The 20,266-nt window shown below is 70.9% G+C and carries 28 protein-coding genes, 1 tRNA gene and 1 pseudogene; 1 reads left to right on the top strand and 29 read right to left on the bottom strand.

Annotation, left to right across the window (positions count from 1 at the left end):
- Positions 1–47: 47 nt before the first annotated feature.
- The 26 genes and pseudogenes from RM572_RS00420 to RM572_RS00540 form a co-directional block, all read right to left on the bottom strand.
- Positions 48–1,550 (bottom strand): hypothetical protein, encoded by a 1,503-nt coding sequence (locus tag RM572_RS00420; protein ID WP_311671245.1) that lies wholly within the window; start codon positions 1,548–1,550, stop codon positions 48–50.
- A complete protein-coding gene (locus RM572_RS00425) occupies positions 1,528–2,004 on the bottom strand; it encodes a hypothetical protein (protein WP_311671246.1) in 477 nt (158 codons plus the stop codon). Before RM572_RS00425 ends, RM572_RS00420 begins: the two co-directional genes overlap by 23 nt.
- Positions 2,005–2,366: 362 nt before the next feature.
- Positions 2,367–2,915 (bottom strand): hypothetical protein, encoded by a 549-nt coding sequence (locus RM572_RS00430; RefSeq protein WP_311671247.1) that lies wholly within the window; start codon positions 2,913–2,915, stop codon positions 2,367–2,369.
- A gap of 114 nt (positions 2,916–3,029) precedes the next feature.
- Entirely contained in the window at positions 3,030–3,647 is a 618-nt protein-coding gene (gene folE / locus RM572_RS00435; RefSeq protein ID WP_311671248.1) for a GTP cyclohydrolase I, read from the bottom strand.
- The gene (locus tag RM572_RS00440) at positions 3,644–4,072 is read right to left on the bottom strand and encodes a 6-pyruvoyl trahydropterin synthase family protein (RefSeq protein ID WP_311671249.1); all 429 of its coding nucleotides are present in this window, start codon (positions 4,070–4,072) and stop codon (positions 3,644–3,646) included. The genes folE and RM572_RS00440 overlap by 4 nt, the downstream gene beginning before the upstream one ends.
- A complete protein-coding gene (locus tag RM572_RS00445; RefSeq protein WP_311671250.1) occupies positions 4,069–4,503 on the bottom strand; it encodes a hypothetical protein in 435 nt (144 codons plus the stop codon). Before RM572_RS00445 ends, RM572_RS00440 begins: the two co-directional genes overlap by 4 nt.
- Positions 4,500–5,420 carry a hypothetical protein gene (locus RM572_RS00450; RefSeq protein WP_311671251.1) on the bottom strand — a complete coding sequence of 307 codons (921 nt, stop codon included), beginning with the start codon at positions 5,418–5,420 and terminating at the stop codon, positions 4,500–4,502. The genes RM572_RS00445 and RM572_RS00450 overlap by 4 nt, the downstream gene beginning before the upstream one ends.
- A complete protein-coding gene (locus tag RM572_RS00455) occupies positions 5,417–6,040 on the bottom strand; it encodes a ParB/RepB/Spo0J family partition protein (protein WP_311671252.1) in 624 nt (207 codons plus the stop codon). The genes RM572_RS00450 and RM572_RS00455 overlap by 4 nt, the downstream gene beginning before the upstream one ends.
- A 33-nt stretch (positions 6,041–6,073) precedes the next feature.
- Positions 6,074–6,973: a hypothetical protein gene (locus RM572_RS00460; protein WP_311671253.1), complete on the bottom strand. Its 900-nt coding sequence runs from the start codon at positions 6,971–6,973 to the stop codon at positions 6,074–6,076.
- An 8-nt stretch (positions 6,974–6,981) separates the two neighbouring features.
- Complete coding sequence (locus RM572_RS00465; RefSeq protein WP_311671254.1) at positions 6,982–7,878, bottom strand: hypothetical protein; 897 nt, start codon at positions 7,876–7,878, stop codon at positions 6,982–6,984.
- Positions 7,875–8,459 carry a P-loop-containing protein gene (locus RM572_RS00470; protein ID WP_311671255.1) on the bottom strand — a complete coding sequence of 195 codons (585 nt, stop codon included), beginning with the start codon at positions 8,457–8,459 and terminating at the stop codon, positions 7,875–7,877. Before RM572_RS00470 ends, RM572_RS00465 begins: the two co-directional genes overlap by 4 nt.
- Positions 8,434–9,345 carry an ADDT family thymidine hypermodification transferase gene (locus RM572_RS00475; protein ID WP_311671256.1) on the bottom strand — a complete coding sequence of 304 codons (912 nt, stop codon included), beginning with the start codon at positions 9,343–9,345 and terminating at the stop codon, positions 8,434–8,436. The genes RM572_RS00470 and RM572_RS00475 overlap by 26 nt, the downstream gene beginning before the upstream one ends.
- On the bottom strand, positions 9,342–10,190 hold the full coding sequence (locus RM572_RS00480; protein ID WP_311671257.1) for a hypothetical protein: 849 nt from the start codon (positions 10,188–10,190) through the stop codon (positions 9,342–9,344). Before RM572_RS00480 ends, RM572_RS00475 begins: the two co-directional genes overlap by 4 nt.
- Positions 10,187–10,381: pseudogene (locus tag RM572_RS29715) on the bottom strand (GP88 family protein); the annotation flags it as partial. The pseudogene RM572_RS29715 and the gene RM572_RS00480, both read right to left, overlap by 4 nt.
- Before the next feature lie 157 nt (positions 10,382–10,538).
- The gene (locus RM572_RS00485) at positions 10,539–11,297 is read right to left on the bottom strand and encodes a HEPN domain-containing protein (RefSeq protein ID WP_311671258.1); all 759 of its coding nucleotides are present in this window, start codon (positions 11,295–11,297) and stop codon (positions 10,539–10,541) included.
- A 241-nt stretch (positions 11,298–11,538) separates the two neighbouring features.
- Positions 11,539–11,614 (bottom strand) — tRNA-Met (locus tag RM572_RS00490).
- A 277-nt stretch (positions 11,615–11,891) separates the two neighbouring features.
- Positions 11,892–12,449: a hypothetical protein gene (locus RM572_RS00495; protein WP_311671259.1), complete on the bottom strand. Its 558-nt coding sequence runs from the start codon at positions 12,447–12,449 to the stop codon at positions 11,892–11,894.
- A 331-nt stretch (positions 12,450–12,780) separates the two neighbouring features.
- Positions 12,781–13,785, bottom strand: a complete 1,005-nt coding sequence (locus RM572_RS00500) for a DUF3560 domain-containing protein (RefSeq protein WP_311671260.1) — start codon at positions 13,783–13,785, stop codon at positions 12,781–12,783.
- Positions 13,786–13,862: 77 nt separating this feature from the next.
- Positions 13,863–14,129, bottom strand: a complete 267-nt coding sequence (locus RM572_RS00505; protein ID WP_311671261.1) for a hypothetical protein — start codon at positions 14,127–14,129, stop codon at positions 13,863–13,865.
- Positions 14,130–14,186: 57 nt separating this feature from the next.
- Entirely contained in the window at positions 14,187–14,447 is a 261-nt protein-coding gene (locus tag RM572_RS00510) for a hypothetical protein (protein ID WP_311671262.1), read from the bottom strand.
- Positions 14,448–14,563: 116 nt separating this feature from the next.
- A complete protein-coding gene (locus tag RM572_RS00515) occupies positions 14,564–15,121 on the bottom strand; it encodes a hypothetical protein (RefSeq protein ID WP_311671263.1) in 558 nt (185 codons plus the stop codon).
- Between the two features lie 65 nt (positions 15,122–15,186).
- Complete coding sequence (locus RM572_RS00520) at positions 15,187–15,897, bottom strand: PP2C family protein-serine/threonine phosphatase (RefSeq protein WP_311671264.1); 711 nt, start codon at positions 15,895–15,897, stop codon at positions 15,187–15,189.
- 69 nt (positions 15,898–15,966) lie between these two features.
- Positions 15,967–16,482, bottom strand: a complete 516-nt coding sequence (locus RM572_RS00525; protein ID WP_311671265.1) for a hypothetical protein — start codon at positions 16,480–16,482, stop codon at positions 15,967–15,969.
- Between the two features lie 123 nt (positions 16,483–16,605).
- Positions 16,606–16,995 (bottom strand): hypothetical protein, encoded by a 390-nt coding sequence (locus tag RM572_RS00530; RefSeq protein WP_311671266.1) that lies wholly within the window; start codon positions 16,993–16,995, stop codon positions 16,606–16,608.
- The gene (locus tag RM572_RS00535; protein WP_311671267.1) at positions 16,992–17,276 is read right to left on the bottom strand and encodes a hypothetical protein; all 285 of its coding nucleotides are present in this window, start codon (positions 17,274–17,276) and stop codon (positions 16,992–16,994) included. Before RM572_RS00535 ends, RM572_RS00530 begins: the two co-directional genes overlap by 4 nt.
- A gap of 60 nt (positions 17,277–17,336) precedes the next feature.
- The gene (locus RM572_RS00540; protein WP_311671268.1) at positions 17,337–18,023 is read right to left on the bottom strand and encodes a hypothetical protein; all 687 of its coding nucleotides are present in this window, start codon (positions 18,021–18,023) and stop codon (positions 17,337–17,339) included.
- A gap of 151 nt (positions 18,024–18,174) precedes the next feature.
- Here RM572_RS00540 and RM572_RS00545 point away from each other — a divergent pair, with 151 nt between their 5' ends.
- Positions 18,175–18,384 (top strand): helix-turn-helix transcriptional regulator, encoded by a 210-nt coding sequence (locus tag RM572_RS00545; protein ID WP_311671269.1) that lies wholly within the window; start codon positions 18,175–18,177, stop codon positions 18,382–18,384.
- Between the two features lie 62 nt (positions 18,385–18,446).
- Here the strand turns inward: RM572_RS00545 and RM572_RS00550 are convergent, their stop codons facing one another.
- From RM572_RS00550 to RM572_RS00560, 3 genes are all read right to left on the bottom strand, one after another.
- On the bottom strand, positions 18,447–19,139 hold the full coding sequence (locus tag RM572_RS00550; RefSeq protein ID WP_311671270.1) for a hypothetical protein: 693 nt from the start codon (positions 19,137–19,139) through the stop codon (positions 18,447–18,449).
- Positions 19,140–19,396: 257 nt separating this feature from the next.
- Positions 19,397–19,822 (bottom strand): hypothetical protein, encoded by a 426-nt coding sequence (locus RM572_RS00555; protein ID WP_311671271.1) that lies wholly within the window; start codon positions 19,820–19,822, stop codon positions 19,397–19,399.
- Between the two features lie 41 nt (positions 19,823–19,863).
- The gene (locus tag RM572_RS00560; protein WP_311671272.1) at positions 19,864–20,244 is read right to left on the bottom strand and encodes a hypothetical protein; all 381 of its coding nucleotides are present in this window, start codon (positions 20,242–20,244) and stop codon (positions 19,864–19,866) included.
- Positions 20,245–20,266: the final 22 nt, after the last annotated feature.

Raw genomic sequence — 20,266 nt, forward strand, 5'->3', positions numbered from 1 at the left:
CTCGGGTCGGGTCGTACGGCGGGGCGCCGGGGAGCAGCACCGGGCCGTTAGAGCCAGCGGACGCGGGTGCGGCCTGCGGCGTAGAACGCAAGGAGGAGGGCGTCGGCGTTGTCCGGACTCCGGCCGAGGCGCTTCTTGATCTCGTCCTTCGGCTCCACCCGGATCCGGCCCTTGGGGTCCGCGTCCCACCGGGGTTCGAGGAGCTGCGCCACGGTGGTGTCCGCGTTGTCCATCCCGGAGAGGTCCCAGGTGCGGGCCTCGGAGTGGCCGCGGCCGATCTCCCACCAGATCTCCGCCCGCAGGTTGAGGAACTTGTCCGGCCGGCTCGCGGCCGAGCCGACGTTCACCGCGCGGATCGCCGCGTGGTGGAGTCCACGGTTGGCCATGTTGCGGAGTTCACCGATGACGCCGAACCCCACACCGATGGAGTCGACTTTGACGGCGGTCGCGCCGGAGGCCTTGATCGCCTTCAACACGAGAGGGGCGATCTCCTCCGGCCGGTCGGTGTGCTTGCGCCACTCCCGCCCGGCCTTGAGACCGCGCCGCTCACGGACCACGGTCTCGTCCCCGCCTCCACCGACGTCCACGCCGAGCTCCACCGGCGTGAGCATGTCCTCAGGGTGCGGGCCGTCCGGGACGAGGCGGCAGGCCGCGACGTCGCTCGTGCGCACCACCTGGTTCGGGGAGTCCGGGGAGAACTCCCCGAGCACCTTGGCCCGGTAGAGCGGGTTGTCCTCGCCCCACTCCCGGGCCTTCTCCTCCACCCACTCCCGGCCGACGAGGGCCAGGGCCACGTCCTCCGGCACCTGCTCGCCGGTGAGGTTCGGGGAGTCGAACGCGGAGATGCCGAGGGTGTTCCAGCCGGAGCCGGGGGTGCACACCTTCCGGAAATGGCTCGCGGGGTTGTCGGGGTTGCCGATCGCGAGGATGCGGCAATCCACGTTGGTCGTCAGCGCGTCCGCGGCCACCCACAGCTGCTCCGGGATGCCGCACGCCTCGTCGATGATGACCAGCACGTAGCGGGCGTGGATGCCCTGGAACGCGGACTCGTCATGGTCGGCCGGCTTGCGGCCGAACGCCACCAGCTCCTCATCAATCAACCACTCGGTCTGATTGACGCGGCCGGCCAACTGGGCGCGCTTGTGGTTGCGGCGGATGTAGCGCCAGAGAATCGCGCGCACCTGGGCGCCGGTCGGGGCCGTGGTGACGACGAACGCCGTGCCCGGGGGGTGGGTGTCCAGCCACCAGCAGGCAGCGAGGCTCGCGGTGTGGGACTTGCCGACGCCGTGACCGGACCGTACGGCGGTGCGGCGGTGGTCGCGGACGGATTCGAGGATCTGGCGCTGCTTGGACCACACCACCTGCCCGAGCCGGTCGTGCACCCACGGCACCGGATCGTCGGCGTACTTCGCGGCCCGCACCGACAGGCGTTGCCGGTCGACGGCGGACTTGAGGCGGTCCCGGATCTTCCGCAGTTCCCGGGTGTCGCCAGCGCGGACGAGCTGTTCGATCTGGCTCTTGAGGTGTTCAATCTCCAGCGCCGTCGTCATGGTGGCCTACCCCTGCCGCCTGGCCCCCCGCCGCGCCCGTCGCCTCGTCCTCGTCGGTGAGGGCGGTCAGGAGGTCACCGATCTCCGACCCCAGCCGCTCCGCGTCCACGGACACCCGGCTCGGCGCGTCGAGGCCGTACAGCTTCGCGTGTCGCTCCATGAGCTTGAGCGCGGTCTCCACGGCTTTGAGGTCGCCTTTGATCGCCTTCGCCCACACCGCGGCCAACAGGCGGTCAGTGCGGAGCTGCTGGAGAGTACGCATCTCCTCAACCTGCCCGGCGAGTTCGCTCGTGGACTGGCGAAGGGCGCGGGTCACGTCCGTGTGAGCGGCTCCCTTGGAGGAGTAGCCGAGGCGGTCAGCGATGGTGGCCCACTCGACGCCGGCGAGACGCATCGCGATGGCCTGAGTACGGCGCTGGGCGACCTGCGCCCGCTTCGATCTGGACGTTGCCATCACGCCCCCGTGTCTCATCGCTATGGGCTCACGCCTGACTTACCGGCTTGGCTTCGTTTCCGGGGCGGCATGTGAGTTGATGGGAGATCAGGCCGCTCCGCTGATCGCGGAGAAAGGAAGTCGAAGTGAGTTTTGTCGCGAAGTACGACAGCACCTGCGCCCGCTGCAGCGACCCGATCGAGGCTGGCCAAGAGATACAGACCTACAGCGTCGGGCGGTACGAGCGGTACGAGCACGTTGTCTGCCCGAGGACGGCCGACGTGACATGCAGCATCTGTGGGGGCAAGTGGGTCGAGTGCGACTGTCCCTGAAGGAGCAGTGAGCGCCGGACTGCTGGCACGCTCGCAGGGCAAGGTGTCCTATTAGTCCTTTGCGCTGCAGTCGGGGTACCAAGCCCGAAGGCTGCTCAAGGCCTCGCTGTCCGGGTTGACGCGGAGTACTTGGCCGTCGTGCATATGGTCGAGGTAGCGGGGGCAGTCGACGCCATCCCATTGTTCAGGGAAGTGCTGCCAGCTGTAGCCAGCGCCCAGAGCGAAGACGTGCTTCCCGAGAGGCTGGATGCACGCCGGGCAGACGGCGAGAGGTCCGGTGTAGGTGCGGATGCTGTGGTCAGCTGCCGACCCGCTGTAGGGCAGCGGCCCGTCAGCGAGCGGCCTGGCCGCTCCATCCTGAGACTGCTCGAGCCTGCGAAGCTCTTCCGTGACCTCCACAACGTGCGAGTCGGAACCACCGACTACGAATTCCTGCAATGCCGCACGCCACGCGTCGAGGCTGGGATACGGCTTTCGATCCGTGACGTCGTGGGAGAGATGGTTGAAGCAGCCCGTTACGGCTTCTGGGCGGTCGAGCAGCGGAATGCTCATGGCGCAGTAGTCCTCGCCGCAATCGGGGCAGATGTCGGGTCTCGGCATGGACCGGGAGTGTATGCGCCGCCGCTGTCGACGACCACCGCCCGATGCTGCTGAACCAAGGTTCGCCGCCGTCGGTTTGCATCTCCATGAGGTTCGCCTCTGGAGCGATGCGGTTCATGCGCCGAGGGGGATGAGCGCGAGGATGTCGTGGCGTGCCTCGCGGTCGGTGTGGAAGACGCCGGTGTAGGAGGCGGTGACCATGACCGCACCGGGTTTGCGGGCTCCTCGGTGGGCCAGGCAGCCGTGTTCGGACCGGATGATGCAGGCGGCGCCGAGGCTTTCCAGGTGGGTGTCCAGGGCGTCGGTGACCTGCCTGGTGAGCTGCTCCTGTGTCTGGAGCCGGCGGGCGTACACGTCCAGGACGCGCGGGAGCTTGGACAGGCCGGCGACGGGAGCGCCGGGGGCGGGGAGGTAACCGATGTGGGCGGTGCCGTGGAACGGGAGGAGGTGGTGCTCGCAGACGGAGGTGAAGGGGACGCCGGTGACGAGGATCGGCGCGCCGGAGTGTTCGACGGGGAAGGTGCGGGCGAGGTGGACGGCGGGGTCGTCGTCGTAGCCGATGGTGAACTCCGCGAGGGCGGCGAGGGAGCGCCGCGGGGTGTCGAGGAGCGCGGGGCTGTTGGGGTCCAGGCCGCGGGCGGAGAGCCAGGCGCGGAGGCCTTCGGCGTAGGCGTGGGCGGCTGTGCCGTGGTCCGGTGCGGGGCCGTCGAGGCTGGGCGTGGTGATGGTCATGGAGCAATCCAGGTGGCGGCGTTGACGTGGGTCTCTGCGACGTGGACGCGGGCCACGATCGCGCCCGGCGCGCACTGCAATCCCTCCAGAGCGCTGCTGGCGGCGACGGCGAGCATGGCGGCGACGTTCTCCACCGTGGGCCATCCCGGCACCTCGTACACCTTGCAGTCGTGCTCACGCAGTACGGGGAGCAACGGGTCATCGGGGCCGAGCATGACGCCGTGGTCGAGGCGGAAGTCGATCCACTGCCGCAGCGCGGCCTTGAACGGGCCGAACTCCACCACGAGGCCGTCCTCTGTTTCGGGGGCCATGACGGTGACCTCGGTCCACCAGGAGTGCCCGTGCAGGCTGACGCATTTGCCGGGGAGGTGAGGGAGGCGGTGGGCGGTCTCGAAGTTGTGGCGGACGGCCACGGCCGCGGTCATGCGGGTCTCGCCTCCTCGCCCTCGCGGGGATGGTGGGTGCGGGCCACGGTGTAGCGGGTGGTGCCGTTGTCGTGGCCGATGGCGTCGTGCACGCCGACGACGTCCAGGTGGACCGCGCGGAGCGCGTACTGTCCGCCCCACTCCTCCCACTCCGGCGCTACGTAGCCGTCGAGGTGGCCCCACAGGCGGTCCGCGATGTCCTCGTTGGTGGCGTCCTTGAACACCTTGCGTGTGAGGGCGTGGATGCGGTCCTCGAGGGCGGTGTTGGTGACGGCGAAGGAGGGGTAGCCGTGCTGGCCGATGGTGTCGTAGACGACGGTGACGGCGCCGGTGTGGGAGTGGGCGCGTAGGCCCATCGGCCGGTTGACGTTGGTGAAGTAGATCGGGATGGGCCCGACCGTGACCGTACGGGCGAGGTGGTGGCTGCTCACCGGCTGGCCTCCTTCTCTCGGATGGCGTGGAGGCCTTTGGAGGCCCGGACGAGGTTGGTGGTGGTGCCTTCCGCGAGGTACAGGTGCAGGCCGGGCGGGGCCGTGTTTCGGCTGCCTCGTTGGAGGGGGTTGTGGGGGCCGGGCGGGATGGTGATGGGGCCGTGCCGGGCCCGTAGGTACTCCTCGGCGCGGCGCCAGGCGACGGCGGCCAGCACGACGGCGTCGGCTTTGCTGTAGCTGGCGCGTGAGGCGAATGCCATGGGGTCTGTGTGGTGGGCGCGGATGAGGTCGCGGTGCTGGAGCAGTGCGGCCCGGTCGCGGAAGCGGAACCCTGTCCAGGTGCCCTCGTCCTGGAAGAGGGCCAGGCGTCCGAAGCGGAACGACGCGGACCAGGTGGAGGAGTCCACGCTGTAGAACGGGAACTCGCGGAGCACCTGCCAGACGGTCATGCCGAAGCCGTGGAAGACCGCGCGCCCGTCCGCGATCTTGAAGGCTTTGGCGAGCCATGGGAGGAGGGCGCTGAGGGGGTTGCCGAGGAGTTTGCCGAGGGCGATGTAGGTGTAGCCGTGGTCCAGGTAGCGCTCCAGGTAGTGCCAGGGGGCGCTGGTGTGGAAGACGGGGAGCGGCTGGAGGCCGTGGTGCTGTTCGAGGGCCTGTTGGTTGTTCCAGGTGGCCTCGGGGGCGCCGATGACGTCGAGGTTGGAGTAGAGGGTGAGCCGGTCGTCGTATTCGTGGCACCAGGCCGCGTAGTCCTCGAGTGTGAGGTGGAGGCCGAGGGTGCGTGCGGAGTGGGCGCCGGAGTCTCCGAAGACCATGCCGCGGCCGGTGGGGAAGCGGTCGAGCATGACGCCGAACTTGCGGGTGCCGAAGTAGGCGTATGAGCACAGGACCTTGAAGGGCTGGCCTGTCGCGTTCACGCCGGCTCGTTTCTGTGCTGCTCGATCTCGTCCAGGAGCCGGTCGAGTTTCTCCTCGTCGTTGCGGCCCTCGTGGGCGTCCAGCGCGACGCGCCACCGGTCGAAGGTTCCGGGGGTGACGGTGAGCTGGATCTTGGGGTGGAACGCGTCGTCGTCGGGGTCGCCGTGGGCGGCGGCCAGTTGCGCCGGCTCCTCGGGCGGGAGGGCCAGGAGGGCGGTGATGTCGTCCACCTGCTCCGGGGTGTAGCCGGTGCCGTCCAGGTCGTCCGCGGCGTCGGTGAGGAGCTGGGCGAGGGCGTCGTGATCGTAGGAGCCGAGTTCGGCGGACCGGTTGTCGACGAGGTTGATGCGGCGGGCGGTGGCGTCGTCGCACTGGACGATCTCGCACCGCGCGGTGGTCTGCCCGTCCGCTTGGAGGGCCTGCATGGTGTGGTTGCCGGCCAGGACGATCAGGGGCCCGTTGGAGATCTCGCGGACGACGAGGCTGCGGTATTGGCCGTTGCGGCGCAGGCTGCGGCGGATGGTGTCGACGTCACCGATCTTGGCGTTGCCCGGGAACGGGGTGAGTTCGTCGAGGGGGACGTCGCGGGTGGTGACGTACGTGGCGGTGGCCTGGTCCACGGTCTTCTCCTGCGCGTGCGAGCGGGGCGGGGGTTAGAGGCCGGAGCGTTTCTCGGCCGCGGCGGCGGCCTTGGCGTACTCCTCGTCGGCGGTGCCGCAGTGCTGCATGCGGGTGCGGTAGTAGGAGACGAGGCTGATCCGCTCGGCGTCGCAGCCGGGGCACGGCTTGTCCAGCCGGTGGCCGCAGCCGCAGGTGATCGCGACGTTGCCGTGCCACTGGTGGGCGTCCATGAGGATGAGGTCGCCGTCTCGCATGTCCACGGCGACGCGGTACTGGGGGAAGACGAGTTGCCCGCCGGTGTAGGTGCCGCGGCGGAGGCAGGCGATCGTGGAGAAGCCCTCTTCGAGGTCGCCTTTGTCGGTGTGTACCCCTGTCGGGTAGGTGGAGTTGACCGTCACCGTGGTGAACGGGGTGCCGGGGATGATCCACTCCGGCGGGGTGCGGTCCGCGGCAGTCTTCTGGTTGGCGTACAAGTCCGGCACGTGGCGCTCCAGGCTGTGCGCGATGGCGCGGAGCATGGGGTGGAGGGTCTGCCACTGCGGGAGGTGCTTGCCGGTCCAGGCGGTGAGCCGGCAGTACCGCTGCTGCCCCGTCGGATCGAGGGCGCCGATCACGGACGAGATGATCTCTTTGGAGTTGGTGCGGGAGCCCTGCGCCCCTTCTGGGCCGGCGGGGAGGCGACGGGTGCCGGAGGCGATGCCGCGGTTGCGGGTGGTGAGCCGGATCGAGGACAGCACCCGGTAGTACTCCTCATCGCGGGTGAACTGGGCGAGGGCGCCGGGGAGGTAGACGCACAGTGGCCTGCCGTCGGGCATGAGCACGCGGGCGGCGCCGGTGAGGAGGAGGTCGTAGTCGCGGTGGCCGAGGACTTTCCCGACGAGGGAGTCCATGGCGGGGTCTGCAATGCGGGTGCGGAGTCTCGTCTCGATCACGGCGGGTCCTACGGTGTGCGGTCCTTGGCCCACTGGGCGGCCTGGTGGATGAGGGGCGGTGCCCAGCGCACGCCGGAGTGCCACAGCGGCGGCATCACGGCGCGGCGCGGGCTGGTCTGGAGGTGTTGGGGGTCGCCGGCCGCGGGGCGGGGTCGCCAGCCGTGGACTGGCGGCTCGACCTCCAGAACCTTGATGCCGGGGTAGAGCTTGGGGGCGGCCTGGGTCCAGCGCTCCAGGTAGCCGGCGGTGGCGACTTGGCGGGGGGTGGTCTGGTGGACGAGGGCGGAGCCTGCCCACCACCAGCCGGGACGGGTGGGGATGGGGTAGGCGTACACGATGTGGAAGCGGTGTTCGCGGCCGTAGAGGATGATGCGGCGTCCGGCGGCGGCCTCCTCCCAGGCGGTGGGGAGGTGGAGGCGGACGGGCGCGGACCAGCCCCACATGTGGGTGGTGCGGCGGTGGTTGAAGCCGTGCGCCACCACGACGGGCGCCCTGGCCGGCGGGGCGTCGAGGCGGCAGTGGGCGAACTGTTCGCGGGCGGCGTGGACGATGGCGGGCACGTCGGCGGTGTAGGCGGAGACGGGCGCGATGTGGAGGCCGCCGGGGAGGGGGCGGCCGGTGTACGGGCCGGAGTGTGGAGGACTCTTCTGCCGGTAGATGTAGGCGCACTCGGCGGTCGTCCCGGCGGGGAGCAGCCGGGTGTGGTGCCAGTGCTGCCAGGCGGTGAGGCCGGCCTGTGAGCGTTCGTCGCCGGCGGGGTAGACGGCGCCGGTCGACGCGCTCCAGGCGTTGATGGTGCGGCCGGTGTCGTGCCAGGTGAACGGGGTGCCCTGGCGGTGGAGGGTGTAGGCCAGGGCCGAGCCGAGCCAGCCCATTCCCTCGAGGTGCACCGGCGTCCGGGTCATGCGGGGGCTTCCTCTTTCGTGATGTGGAGGCGCAGCGCGGCCGTGTGGTCGGCGGTCGGGGCGGCGGCGTCGAGGTGGTGGAGGGTGATCCACGGCTGGGTCTCGGCCCAGGCGGCGAGGTTGCGGGCGCGGGTCGCGGCTCCTCGTCGCCACCGGTCGTCCTGTCGGGAGCCGCGCTCGGCGCACCGCTGGTCCAGGAGGGCCGGGTCGGCGTGGAGGTGGGCGAGGTGCACGCTGTAGCGGGCGTGTGCGGCGGTGAGGAAGCCGCGGGTGGCGAGGCGGGCGCCTTCGGCGAGGACGAACGGCCACACCGGCCCGTTCTCGATCCAGTCGCACGCGCGGAGGTGGACGTTCATGGGGAGGGCGTCGGTGCCGGAGAACCTGTCGCGGATGCGGCCGAGTTCGATTCCGGCTGGCTGGCCCGTGGCGGGGTCGATCAGGAGCAGGTGCGGCACGGGCTGGTCCCGGGCGGCGAGGTCGTGGCCGTGGCGGAGGGCAGCGGCGAGGGCGGACTTGCCCGCGGCCGGTGGGCCGATGAGGTAGAGCAGCCGCGGCCTACCGGCCCTCGTGTGGGTGGTCATGGTGGCTCCGGGTGAGGATGCGGCCGGTGTCGGCGTAGGCGCGTTTCCGGCGCCGGTCCACCCCTGTCCAGCCGTTCAGCTCCCCGAGGTAGGGGTGCGGGAGGGTTGCGGCGCGGGCCTGCCAGGCGGCCGGGGTGAGCGGCGTGGTGTGGGCGCGGGACAGTTGGGCCTGCATCTGGTCGATGTCGTGGCCGACGTAGTAGGCGCCGGAGTGGAGGGCGTGGAAGTCGCACAGCGTGGTCTCGACTTCTTCCGGCCCGGCCGGGAGGCGGGCGGAGGCGAGGTCGGCGCAGAGTTCCTGTGCGGTGGCCTCGGTGAGCGGTCGGCGGCCGGCGAGGAGCGCGAGGCCCTGGCGGGGGCCGGTCGCGCTGTCCATGGCGAGGGTCGCGGCGGTGACGGGCCAGCCGGCGACTTTCCACAGCATCTCTGCCGTCTTGTAGGCGGCCCACCGGCCGTTTCCGTGGACGCGGGCCGCGTGACGTGCGAGGTGTTCGAAGTCGGCGCGGCGGCTGTGTCCGTGGAGGGCCTGGCCGAGCCAGCCGCGGGCGGTGCCGTGCGTGCGGAGTTCGAGGTCTAGCGCGGTGAGGTGGGCGGCGAGCTTGGCGGGCTGGCGGTGGCTGCGGCGTTCGGTGGCGCACGGCAGAGCGGTCGGCAGCCGGCTGAATGGCACCTCGTCGTTGAGGTGGAGGTGTGCGGCGGTGAGCGCGGACCCGAAGTCGTAGTAGGCGACGTGCAGCAGGATCGCGCGGGTGGTGGCCTCCTCGTCCCAGCCCTCGGTGGCGGCGAGGTGGGCGAGGACGGGGTACACGGGGTCGATATCGCGGGAGTCGACGGCGGCTTGGTGGAAGCGGGTGTAGTCGTCCCACAGCGCCCACCCGCCGGTCATTCGGTGGCCTCCTCGATACCGGCGGCCTTCAACAGCGCAGCCACGGTCACGGGCTCCTCAGGCGCGTGCCGGGAGTCGAGCAGCGCGGCCAGGGCGCGCAGGGCGCGGAGCACGATCTCCGAGGCCCGGGCCTCCGGGCCGAACACCTCGCGGGTGGAAGCGATGATGCGGGCGGCTTCCTCGCGGTCCTCGAGGGGGTAGACGAGGATCATCTCCACCACGCCGCGGGCGGTGTGGGTGGTGTGGTGGGCGCTGGCCTGGGCCCGTTCGGCTTGTTCCTCGTCGGTCTCCGCGTAATGGGCTTCGGTGGCGGGCAGGGCGGGGAGCTCCACCACGTCCCCCTCGTCCTCGTCGCCGTCCTCCCCGTCGTGGCCGCCTCGGGGGCCGGTGTTGGCCGGCGCGGGGTGGTCGAGGGGCAGGGCGGCGAAGGCTTCGCCGGGGGCGAGGAGGGCGTCCAGGTCGGCGTCTGTGTAGCCCACGCCGTCCAGGTCGCCGTCCAGCCCGGTCAGAAGTTCCGCGAGGGCGTCGGAGTCGTACCTGCCGAGGTCCGCGGTGCGGTTGTCGGCCAAGTTGATGCGCCGCGCGGTGTGCTCGTCGCAGCGGACGATCTCGCATCGCGCGCTGGTCTGCTGCTCGGCGGTGAGGGCGGTGAGCGTGTGGTTGCCGGCTAGCACGATCAGCTGGCCGTCCTCGACCTCGCGGACGACGAGGGCCCGGTACTGGCCGTTCCGGCGCAGGCTCGCGCGGATGGCGTCCACGTCACCGACCTTGGCGTTGCCGGGGAACGGGGTGAGGTCCCCGAGGGGCACGTCGGCGGTGCGCAGGTACTCGGCCGGGGTGGTCATGAGTGCGTCCCCTCGGGCTGGTGGCGGCGGGTGCGGGCGGCGCGGCGGGCGTCGAGTTCGGCCTGCCACTCGCGGAAGGTGCGGCCGGCCTGACGGCGCCGGAAGTGCGAGATGTGTTCGCGGGAATGCCAAGGGGTCGGCCAAGGACAGCCACCGAGTCGTCCGGGGACCTGAGAATGCCAACCGAAGGCGTGGACGACGCTTCGTCGCGGAGGTGTTTGCGACAAGTTTCTTGGCCCGGACGGGTGTCAGGAGAAGTCGGCTGTCGGAGCCTACGACCAGCCACACGGAATACGGCCGTCGACTTCGTCGCATGGACGAGTCAACGGCCGCGTTCGCGGAGGGCGTTCAGGGACTGTGGGTCTCGTGGTCAAGGGCATCGATAACCGACACGATCGTCGCCAAGTCCTCTTCGACTTCCTTAACCGTGATCGTCGCGCGTCCTCGGCCGCTGCGATCCCCAGTATGGGCGATCTGGTTTCGGCGGGCCACGATTCGATCCAACTCTGCGGTGGACTCACCGACGGTGACCTTGCGCCTCCTATCCACCCTGGTCATTAGCTTCTTCTCCCCGACCAGTCTGAAGAGTTGTCCGATCTGAGCAGGTGCCGGACTGGCTCGCTGTCGGACTTCCAGCTCAATGACCTGCCGCAACCCCCAGCCCTTCTTCTGGTACTTCTCTTCGATGGTGAGGTAGTCACCAACGGTCATGGAGAGTTCAAGCAGTCCGCCCGGCGGAGGGACCTCTTTAATGGCCGCCGCATAGCGTTCCATGACCCGGTCCGCACAGAATGTCTCTATGGCCGCACAGGCAGCAACGAGAGCTTGCCGCAGGAGCGGCCGAAGGTTCTGTTCGCTCAGCTTGTCTCGCAGCGATGCATGCCCTGGTTTGAAGGTCACGAAGACACGATCATTCTCCAGGCACTCAAGTTCAGTCCATTCCTTCTGCGGCAGCGAGAGCGCCTCACCGAGCCGCTCTCGCTTCTCCCGCCTCATCCTGCGCTGGCGATTGTTGACGAGTGTCTTGGCCAGGTCCACGAGCATTTCCGCGTCTTCCAGGTTGTGATCGAATGCCTGGCGTGCGGTCAGCTTTGGGGGTGCGCCCATGCGGTCTCCGGGATGTCGGGTTGCTACGAGACCAGGTTGCCGCTTGGCCCGTCGCCCGTCCACATCTACCCGCAGCCTCAGGCTAGGGAAGATCGGCTGCCCGGCCTCGCACTGGCCGGGCAGCCTTTCCACCGCACCGCTCCACGTCCCGCCCCTCGGGACGTGGCCGACGGCCGCCCCCTGCCCTCGTCCCACGCCTCCGGCAAGGGGTTAAAGGGTGGTTGAGGGAGGGGGTGGCCAGTGCCGCGGGCCGGATTTGAACCGGCGACCTCCTGCACATGAAGCAGGCGAGCTGACCGGGCTGCTCTACCGCGGGCCGTGGTGGTGGGTATGCGTCGAGGCCCCGCCCGGGTGGTGGGCGAGGCCTCGATGGGGGTTGCCGGACTGTGTTTCGGGCGCACAACATCCGCGCATCGGCTATTGGAGCAGAGCCGGGGGCATGCGGTCTATCGCCGCTCCCCCACTGGGGCTACCGGCGGCGCGGGTGGAGGTGCCGGATCTGCCAAAGAGTGCGCGTCTCCGGCAATCTAACGAGCGGTACGCTCGCAGCCTCATTCGCCAGGGGTTCGCGTGCGCCGAGGCTAGGCCAGAAGGTCACTCGTCACCATGAGGGTCACCGATGAGCAACTTCGCACACCCGCCCGAGACGAAGACGCTGAGCAAGCCCCCCGAAAGGGTCAGATCGCCGAGGGCGTAGACGGTGAGCGTCACTGCAGCGAGTAGCGCACACCGGGCGGTCGGCGACAGGTCGCCCGGGGTCCACTCGCCTTGCCGCAGCGTCTCGACCTTTTCGGCGAGCCGGCCGGCCTCGACTTCCCGGCGCTCCTCAAGTTGCCCGAATGCAGCATGAGCGAGGCGGAAGGGGCCGCCGAAATCTCGGAGCGCCTTGTCGAACTGACTCACTGGCTCTCCTCGCCTGTCCCCATGGACGGTCACGTATCGATATTGCCGACCGAGCGTGTCCCCTGCGGTGAGCCTCAGCCACGCGTCGTTCAAGGACTCGCCGATATTCGCTGCCTCGCTCGCCTCAGGAGGGTCGAGGTAACGCCTGCCGAGGATCTGTGTCCACATCGAGTCGAGACTCAGCGCCCGAAAGCCCTCGGTGGCCCAATGTTGTGCGGTTGCTGCGTTCCGAAGTTCTTCAGCGCTCATGTGCTCACCCTCCCGAGTGGCTACTGCCATAAAGGGGACCGCGAGACAGAGCTTCTGTCGCGTGGGACTAGGCCATCCGGGGTGGCGGTGGCACTGTGCGACTTACTCTCGGCTTGCGTTGGCCCGCTCTATGACGGAGGCTCCTGCGGCGCCAGGCGAGTCGGTGTTCGGTGCAGACGGTGCGGGTGGCGCCGAACACGGTGAGCGTGGTCTCGCGGTGCGGGGTGCTGGTGGTCACGGGGCTGCTCCTCGGAGGGCGTGGCGGGCTGTTGCGGGCGGGGTGCCGGTCCGGGCCCCTCGCGGGGAGGGGCCCGGACCGGCCAGCGGGGTGCTACTCGGCGGCCTGCTGCTCGGCGGCGGCGAGGAGCTGGGCCATCTCCTCCGCGCTCTTGCGGGCGGTGACCTCGTCGTACGGCGCGCGGTCGTCCCACGAGAACTCGCGGTTCTCCCGGTTGATCACCTTGGTGATCTGCGGTCCGCCGGGCACGGTGAGGGACTTGGCGTTGACGCGCAGCACCTCGTACCAGTGGCCGCGGATGCGCACGTAGTCGCCCTTGGTGAAGTCGTCTTTGCCCCAGACCTTGAAGCCGTCGGCCTCGGCCTTGGCGATGACCTCGCGCCAGTGCTCCAGCTCCTCGGTGATCTCCAGTTCCTCCCGGCTCAGCTCGGCCAGGCCCTCGGGGGTTGTGGAGCGGGTGAAGCCGCCGGCGGACTTGCCGGCCTTCCACTTCTCGATGCGGCGCAGCTCGGCTTCGAGCTTGGCGATGCGGCGCAGCGTGCGGGCCGGGTTATTGCGGTACCGCTTGTAGTTCTCGGCTGCGAGCGAGCGGTTCTGCCAGTAGCCGGAGCGCTCGGTCTCGGCGATGGCCTTCCGCATGTTGGTGTCGATGCGCTCGTTGTCGCGGCGGGCGCGGCCTTCGGAGTGGTGGCCGATGAGGATCGGCTGTCCGAACGGGATGCTGTCGGAGATCCGCTTGGCTGCGGCCCGTCGCGCGTCGGCGGAGGTGGAGGCGCGGTCGGCGCGGTCGCCGTACCGGCCGGCGCGTGCCTCGGCGCGCTCCTCGCGGTCGGCCTCGGCCTCCGCGAAGGTGCGCCGGTCATCCTCGTTGATGGTGATGGTCACCTCGTGGCCTGCTGCGCGGAGGGCGTCCGCGGCGGCGTTGATGCGCCAGCGCTGAGCGGCGTTGTCGCGGGAGCGGGGCAGGCCGAGCTTCCCGAGCGAACGGAAGTAGCGGAAGTTGTAGGCGCGGACGATGTCGAACACGCCGTCGCCCTTGTGGGAGCCGGTGAGGAGTGTGCCGTTGGCGCGGGTGTGGGTGATGGTGACGTGGGCCATGGGTGGTTCTCCTTCAGGGGGTGTCGGGGCGGGCCCGGCCGACGAGGGGCCGGGCCCGTGCTGGCGGTCTGGGCGGGTTACGCCTCGGGGCGGTCGAGGACGAGGCGCACGGGCCAGTTGCGGCGGGCGCCGTAGGTGGCCTTGGCGTGGGCGTGGGCGTCCTCGATGAGGTCGGCTTCGATACGGCGGTTGATGGTGGGAGCCAGCCGGATCTTGGTGCCGTGGACGGGCATGGGGTCCAGGCGGGAGCGGCCGCCGTTGTTGGTGAACACGAGGCGCTGGACGCTGCCGGGCTCGTAGGAGCGGTCGATGGTGGCGAAGACCTGGGCGAGGGTGCTGCTCATGGCGGGTGCCTTCCTGCTCGGGGGGCCGCCCCTCGTGTGAGGGGCGGCGAGGGGTGGTCAGAGGCCGTGCTGGGCGCGGTAGGCGTGGATGAGGCGGACGCCGACCGCGGTGACCGCGTCCTTGGGGGTGTCGCCCTTGGCGGTGGTGCGGTGCTCGTAGGCGGTGCGGATGGTGGTGAGGGCGCGGTCGGTGGTCATCTGCTGTCCGACGGTTTCGAGGTCGTGGCCGGGGGCGATGCCGGCGAGCGTCTTGGTGACGTAGGCCGCGATGGTGGCCACGGCGTCCTCGGTGTTCCGGATGCGGATGATGCGGTTCATGTCCCTGCTCCCTCGTCTCACGTTGTCACGTTGACATTTACAAAGTTAGCGAGAGGTTCCCTACTTTGTCAATGTCAGGGGGGTTACGTGTCGTGGCGCGTCGTAGACCGGGTCGGCTACGCGATCGGGCGGCGCAGCGGGAGGCGAAGTGGTGTGCCGCAGAAGGTGTTGGGCACTTCCGCGATGGCTGCGGCGAGGCGCTGCGCCGCCTCGTGGCGGGCCTCCTCCTGCTCGCGCCACGGGCCGGTCGTGGCGGCCGGGCGGTCCAGGTCCACGAACAGGCCGGCGCCGTCGGCGCGGTGGAGGTAGGCGGCGGAAAGGGTGTAGCCGGCGCCGTCGAGGTCGGCGGCCAGCGTGAGGTGGGTGAACTCTCCGGTGCGCCGGTCCGGCTGGACCGCGTCCCACGCGGCATCCAGAGCCCGGCCGGGGAGAAACACGGTGTTCGTCGGGGCGGAGCGGTAGACGGGCTCGCGGTAGTCCGGGGCGCTGGTGAGGATGCGGACGCTGTGGGGGCGGGGGCCGTCGGTCATCACGCGCGTCCACCAGGTCGCGGGGTAGGGGCTGTTGGTCCAGGTGGTGACGGTGCGGACGGTGCGGGGCTCGCCGCAGACGTTCAGGCGCATGCCGGGGGTGAGGTACTGGGCGGGGACTCGGACCTCGGGCTGGGTTTCCATGCTGGTGACTCCTGTTCGGTGTCGGCGCGGGGCCGGGCGCGCCGAGGGGCGCGCCCGGCCGGTGGTCAGGTGAGGTCGGCGACGAGGGCGGTGGCGTTGTCGGCCCGCTTCGCGGGGGCGTTGTCGATGGCGGTGGTCACCAACGCGCGGGCGGCGGTGGCGGGGTCGCCGGCGGCGAGGAGGGGTTCCAGGGGGACGCAGCCGTCGGCCAGGGGCTCGTACGCGCCGTCGCTGGCGAGGAGGAGCCGGCCTTCCGGTTCGGTGATGTCGTTGCCGATGAGGGGTTCGCCGTCGGTGTGGCCGAGGTAGGACACGACGATGTTGCGGCGGCCGGGCCGGATGCGCGCGGGCGGGTAGCCGTTGTCGAGCATCACTTGGCGCATGTTGTGGTCGCGGGTGAGGAGGCGGGCGGTGTCGCCTCCGGCGGGGAGGTGGTAGGCGCGGGCGTCGCCGCACCAGGCGACGGTGAGGGGGCGGCGAGGGGTGTGGACGGCGACGACGGCGCAGGCGGTGGGGAGGTCGGACCATGGGTCGCTGCGGCCTTCCTCGGCGGCGGCCCAGGCGTGGAGGGCGCGGAGGCCGGTTTCGGCGGAGCCGCAGGCGGCTGCTGCGGTGGCGAGGCGGCGGGCGGTGGCGCGGGTCCACTCCTGTACCTCGCTGCTGGAGCCGATGCCGTCGAGGAGGGCGTAGGCGCGGGTGCCGTCGATGGTGTGGGTGGCGGTGGCGTCGCACTGGTGGGAGCGGTTGCCGATGCGCTGGCGGGCGGCGTGGGCCATGGCGGGTTGGTCCTCTCGCGTAGAGCGGGGCCGGGGCGCCCCGTGCGCTGGGGCGCCCCGGTCGGGGGGTCAGAGGCGGTGGGCGGCGGCGACGGTGGCGCGGGCGTCGCGGCTGGTGTAGGTGGTGACCTCGTTGGCGCCGAAGTCGTGGACGGCCAGGGCGAACAGGCCTGCGGCCTCGTCGTCGTAGGTGGCGAGCAGCAGATCGGCGCCGTCGCCGAGGGGGTTGCCGTCGGCGTCGTCGTAGAGGGGGGCCCAGCCGCCGGTCAGGCGCGCGGCCCAGTCGTAGCCGCAGCCGGCCGGGGCGGTCGGGAGCGGAGGGACCTCGGCGGTGGCCAGCGCGGTGAGGCGGGCCGGGAGCTGTTTGGTGCTCACGTCTTCTCCAACGGTGTTCAGGGCCTCGGTGTGGAGCTGGTGCTCCTCGGCCGGGGGCATGTGGGGGTGGACTTGGCGGGAGGCGATGGTGAGGGCGGCGGTCAGGGCACGGCGGGGCGGGATACCGGCGGCGGTGTCGATGCGGCGGGCCGCAGCGGCGAGGAGGCGGCGCAGCTTGGTGCCTGCGGGGGCGGTGAGGGTCGTGGTCATGGCTCGGTGTCCTCTCCGGCGCACCCACGCCTGACGTTGCCTATGTGACATTGGCGAGGTTGGGCATGGGTGTGCGCGGTCGTCTCGTGCGTGGGGGTGGGGGTGCGGGGGCGGAGCGGAGGCTTAGGGGAGGTGGCGGGCGTCGAGGGTGCGGATCTCGTCGGTGGCGTGGTCGAAGCGGCACCAGGTCCGGCGGAGGCCTCCGCCTCCGAGGGCGGTGTGGTAGTGGACGAACCGTGCGGTGGCGGAGTGGGTGGGCTCGGTGTGGTGGGCCTTGTAGGCGTAGCCGGAGATGAGGAAGTGCACGGCATCCTCGGGCCACCACTGTCCGCCGTCGTCGGTGAAGGAGGTGGGGCGTACGCCGTCGAGGTCTTCGCCGTCTTCGAGGGCGACGAGGTGGTAGACGGGGTCTTCGGTGTTGCTGGGCTGGAGGAGGAAGGTGCGGCCGTGCTCTGCGGTGAGGCTGCCGTGGTAGGTGACGACTGCTCCGATGACGGGGACGGTGGTGGTCACGGTCGTGGCTCCTTCGTCGCGGTGTTGCGGGTGATGTGGTCGGCGGCTTCGTGGGCGTCGGTGAGGAGGCCGTGCTGGCAGCCGGGGCCGGCGAGGCGCCAGGCGGGGTCGCCGCCGAGGGGGCCGAGGTAGGTGAGCTCCCAGGTGGTGCCGTCGTGCTGGACGGTGTGGGTGAGGCGGGTGCCGGCCTTGCGGGGGCCGAGGTGGGCGCCGTGGGCGGCGAGGGTGTCGGTCAGGGCGGTGAGGGCGTGGGCGGGGATGGCGCGGGGCAGGGCGGCCACGGCTGGTTCCTCTCCAGTGGGTGGGGCGGGGCGGCCGTGGGACCGCCCCCGGTCGTCCGGTCAGGCGTTGTTGAGGGCGGTGCGTCCGGCCGGGGTGATCAGCATTCGCTGGCCGCGGTAGAGGCTGGTGCTGTTGTCGCGGTGGGCCCAGCCGAGTTCCTGGAGGCGCTGCATGACGTCCCAGCGGATCTTGGCGCGGCCGGGAGAGGTGGTGATGGCCATTGGGGAGCCGGGCCGGGTCTGCCGGACGGTGGCGCTGGCATTGGCGATGGTGTCGAGGGCCTTGATCTGGGCGGGGGTGGGGCGCGGGGTGTCCGTCTTCTCGGTCGGCTGCTCGGCGGGGACGGTCGGCTCGACCTCTTCGGCCGTCGCCTTCTGCTCCGGCTGCTCCTCGGGGGCGAAGAATTCGGTGTCTGCGAGGAAGCGGCGCTGTGCTTCGCGGTCGAGGCGGTCGGCCTCGTTGGCGAAGGCGCTGGTGCTGCGGGTCTCGTCGCGCTCGAGGAGGTTGCGGGTGTAGTGCTCGCGGAGGGCGGTGACGGCGTAGTCCATGCCCTTGCTCTTGGCCAGGCGGACGAGGTTGTGCCACGGCTGGGCATCGGCGGTGGCCTTGAGGAGGGAGGCCGCGTCGTAGTAGGTGGCCGGCCGGTCGGGGTCGGTGAGCGCAGCGGCAAGGTCGGCACGAACCCCGGCTTCGTGGCGGAAGCGGTTGTCGGCGATGAGCTGGAGGTCGGCGGCGGTGGTGTTCATGGTGTGACTCCCTCATCGTTGTTGCGTTGACATATACAAAGTTAGCGTCGCCTGCTAACCTTGTCAATGTCAACACGGCTAGGTTTTCGAGAGGAGGTGTGACACGATGCCGTCGCACCTTGTAGAGCCCATAGCAGCGAGGACGCACACCATGGCTGCCGACCCGAACACCGACTACTGGATGACCGCGGACATCGCGGAGCACCTGGGGGTGAAGGTGGAGACGGTGCGGGTCTACCGCACGCGTGGCGACCTTCCTGAGCCGGACCGCATGTTCGGCCGCACCCCGGCCTGGCGCCCGGAGACGATCCTCAACTGGCAGCGCCCTGGACGGGGCGCGCGCACCGACCTCCACGGCTGACCACCGGCCCACTGGGCACAGGGCCCCGCCGCGCTGCTGCGCGGCGGGGCCCTGTTCGTGTCTCACGCGACCCGGCCCGGCATGCCGCCGGCCTTCCGGCTGCACGAGGAGCACACGACCGCCGGCGGGCGGCCGTCGCCGCCGTGGAGTTCCAGCGTGCCGCCGCACGCGCAGTCCTGCGCCAGCGGCACCGCGCGGCGCGTGAGGCCGAGGGCGTGTTCCACGCGCTCGGCGGCCTGGGCCGCGGCGGTGGCGATGCGGTCGACGTGCAGGGCGGCGAGGGGGAGGAAGGGGCCGGGCTTGCCGTCGAGGCGGTCCAGGAGCCAGGCGGCGGCCTTCTCCCCCGTCGGCGCGTCGCCGGTGAAGCGCCAGCGGCGCGCGTCGAGGCGGTCGGCCTCGGTGAGCGGGAGGGTGGCGGTGGCGAGCTGGAGTCCGATGGAGTCGCCGGGCCCGGCGGCGCGGACGCGGTGGGCGACCGGCCGCTGGACGCTGTCCGCGGTACGGTCCGCGGCGTCCACGAGGACGCGCTCCACCTCGGTGATGGTGTCCACGACGTGGAGGCGGACGGGGGCGGAGCGGTCGGTGGGGTCGTACTCCTCGGCGGTGCGCATGTAGGGGTTGAGGGAGGGCGGAGGCCACGCGTCGTGCGGCGCGGTCGTGCGGAGGGCGTGGAGGTCCGGCCAGTGGCGCAGGACGAGTTGGAGGCGGCCGGCGGTGGTGGCGACGCGGCCGGCTGGGGGTGGGGTGTGGGGCATCGCTTCTCCCTGGCGCGAGGGCGTTACGGTGATCACACACACCCATCGGGGCGCGCCTCATGGTCTGGCGGGACCGGCGCGCCCCGTCGCTGTGTGGTGCGACGAGGTGTTGCGCGTCCGGGGTGAGGGGCGTGCCGCGGCGCGGCGTGCGCCCTCCTCCCACCTGGTCCAACGCAGTCCGGCGCCGGAAGCTACAGCGGCCGGCGCGCGAGGGAGGCCCCGCACACGAGGTGTGCGAGGCCTCTCGGTATGCGGGGTCAGCAGAAGAGGGCGCGCTGCGCTTCGGTCTCGGCCGAGGCGCAGGCGAGTAGGTCTTCGCGGAGGCGGGCGGCGTCCTGGTCGTCGGCCTCCTCGCGGGCGGCGTCCAGGGCGCGTCGTGCGTCGGCACGGGCGGCGGCGTCGAAGCAGTCGGGGTTCTGGACGACGACCGTGGCTGCTGTCAGTGCCAGCTGCCGGTTCGCCTGCTCCTCGTCGTAGGTGGCGCTGTCCCCGTCGGTGAGCTGGGCCTCGAGGTCTTCCAGGGTGGCGTGTGCGTCATCGCATGCGGCGGCCCCGGGGTCGGACGCCGGTTCGGGGGCGGTGGTGCGGCCGGCGTAGAAGGCGGCGGCGACGAGGAGCGCCCCGGCTATGAGGATGGCGGCGCGCAGCGCGGTTCTGGTTCTTCGTGGTGGTGTCTCGTCCATGTCGTGTTCCTCCTCGAGGGGTTGGGCGCCGGGAGTGTGGGTCAGCACTCGGCGGCGAGGCGGTCGGCGGCGCCCATGGTTGAGCAGGCGTCCTTGACGTACTTCTCGTCGGTGAGGGTGTCGCGGGAGGTCGCGACGAATTCGGGGTGGAAGCAGGAGGGGTGACGGACGACGATGGCGGCGGTCACGACCATGATTTCTTGGCGGCGCTGGTCGTGCTGCGGGTTGCCGACTTCCAGCCCGTCGAGTTCGGAGAACAAGCTGTCCACGGTGTCCTCCAGGCTCCCGCAGACGGCGGCGGCTTCGGAGGCGTCGCGGTTGTGTTCCCAGATGAGGCCTGCGCCGAGGAGGAGCAGGCCAACGGCGGTCGCGGCGGTGGTGATCGCGAGGCGCCGGGACCGACCGGTCGGGGTGTGTTCCATGTGTTGGTGTCCCTCGTGTCGT

Origin of the sequence: Streptomyces hazeniae (assembly GCF_031845485.1) — a bacterium.
In the GTDB taxonomy this organism is placed as follows: Bacteria; Actinomycetota; Actinomycetes; order Streptomycetales; family Streptomycetaceae; genus Streptomyces; species Streptomyces hazeniae.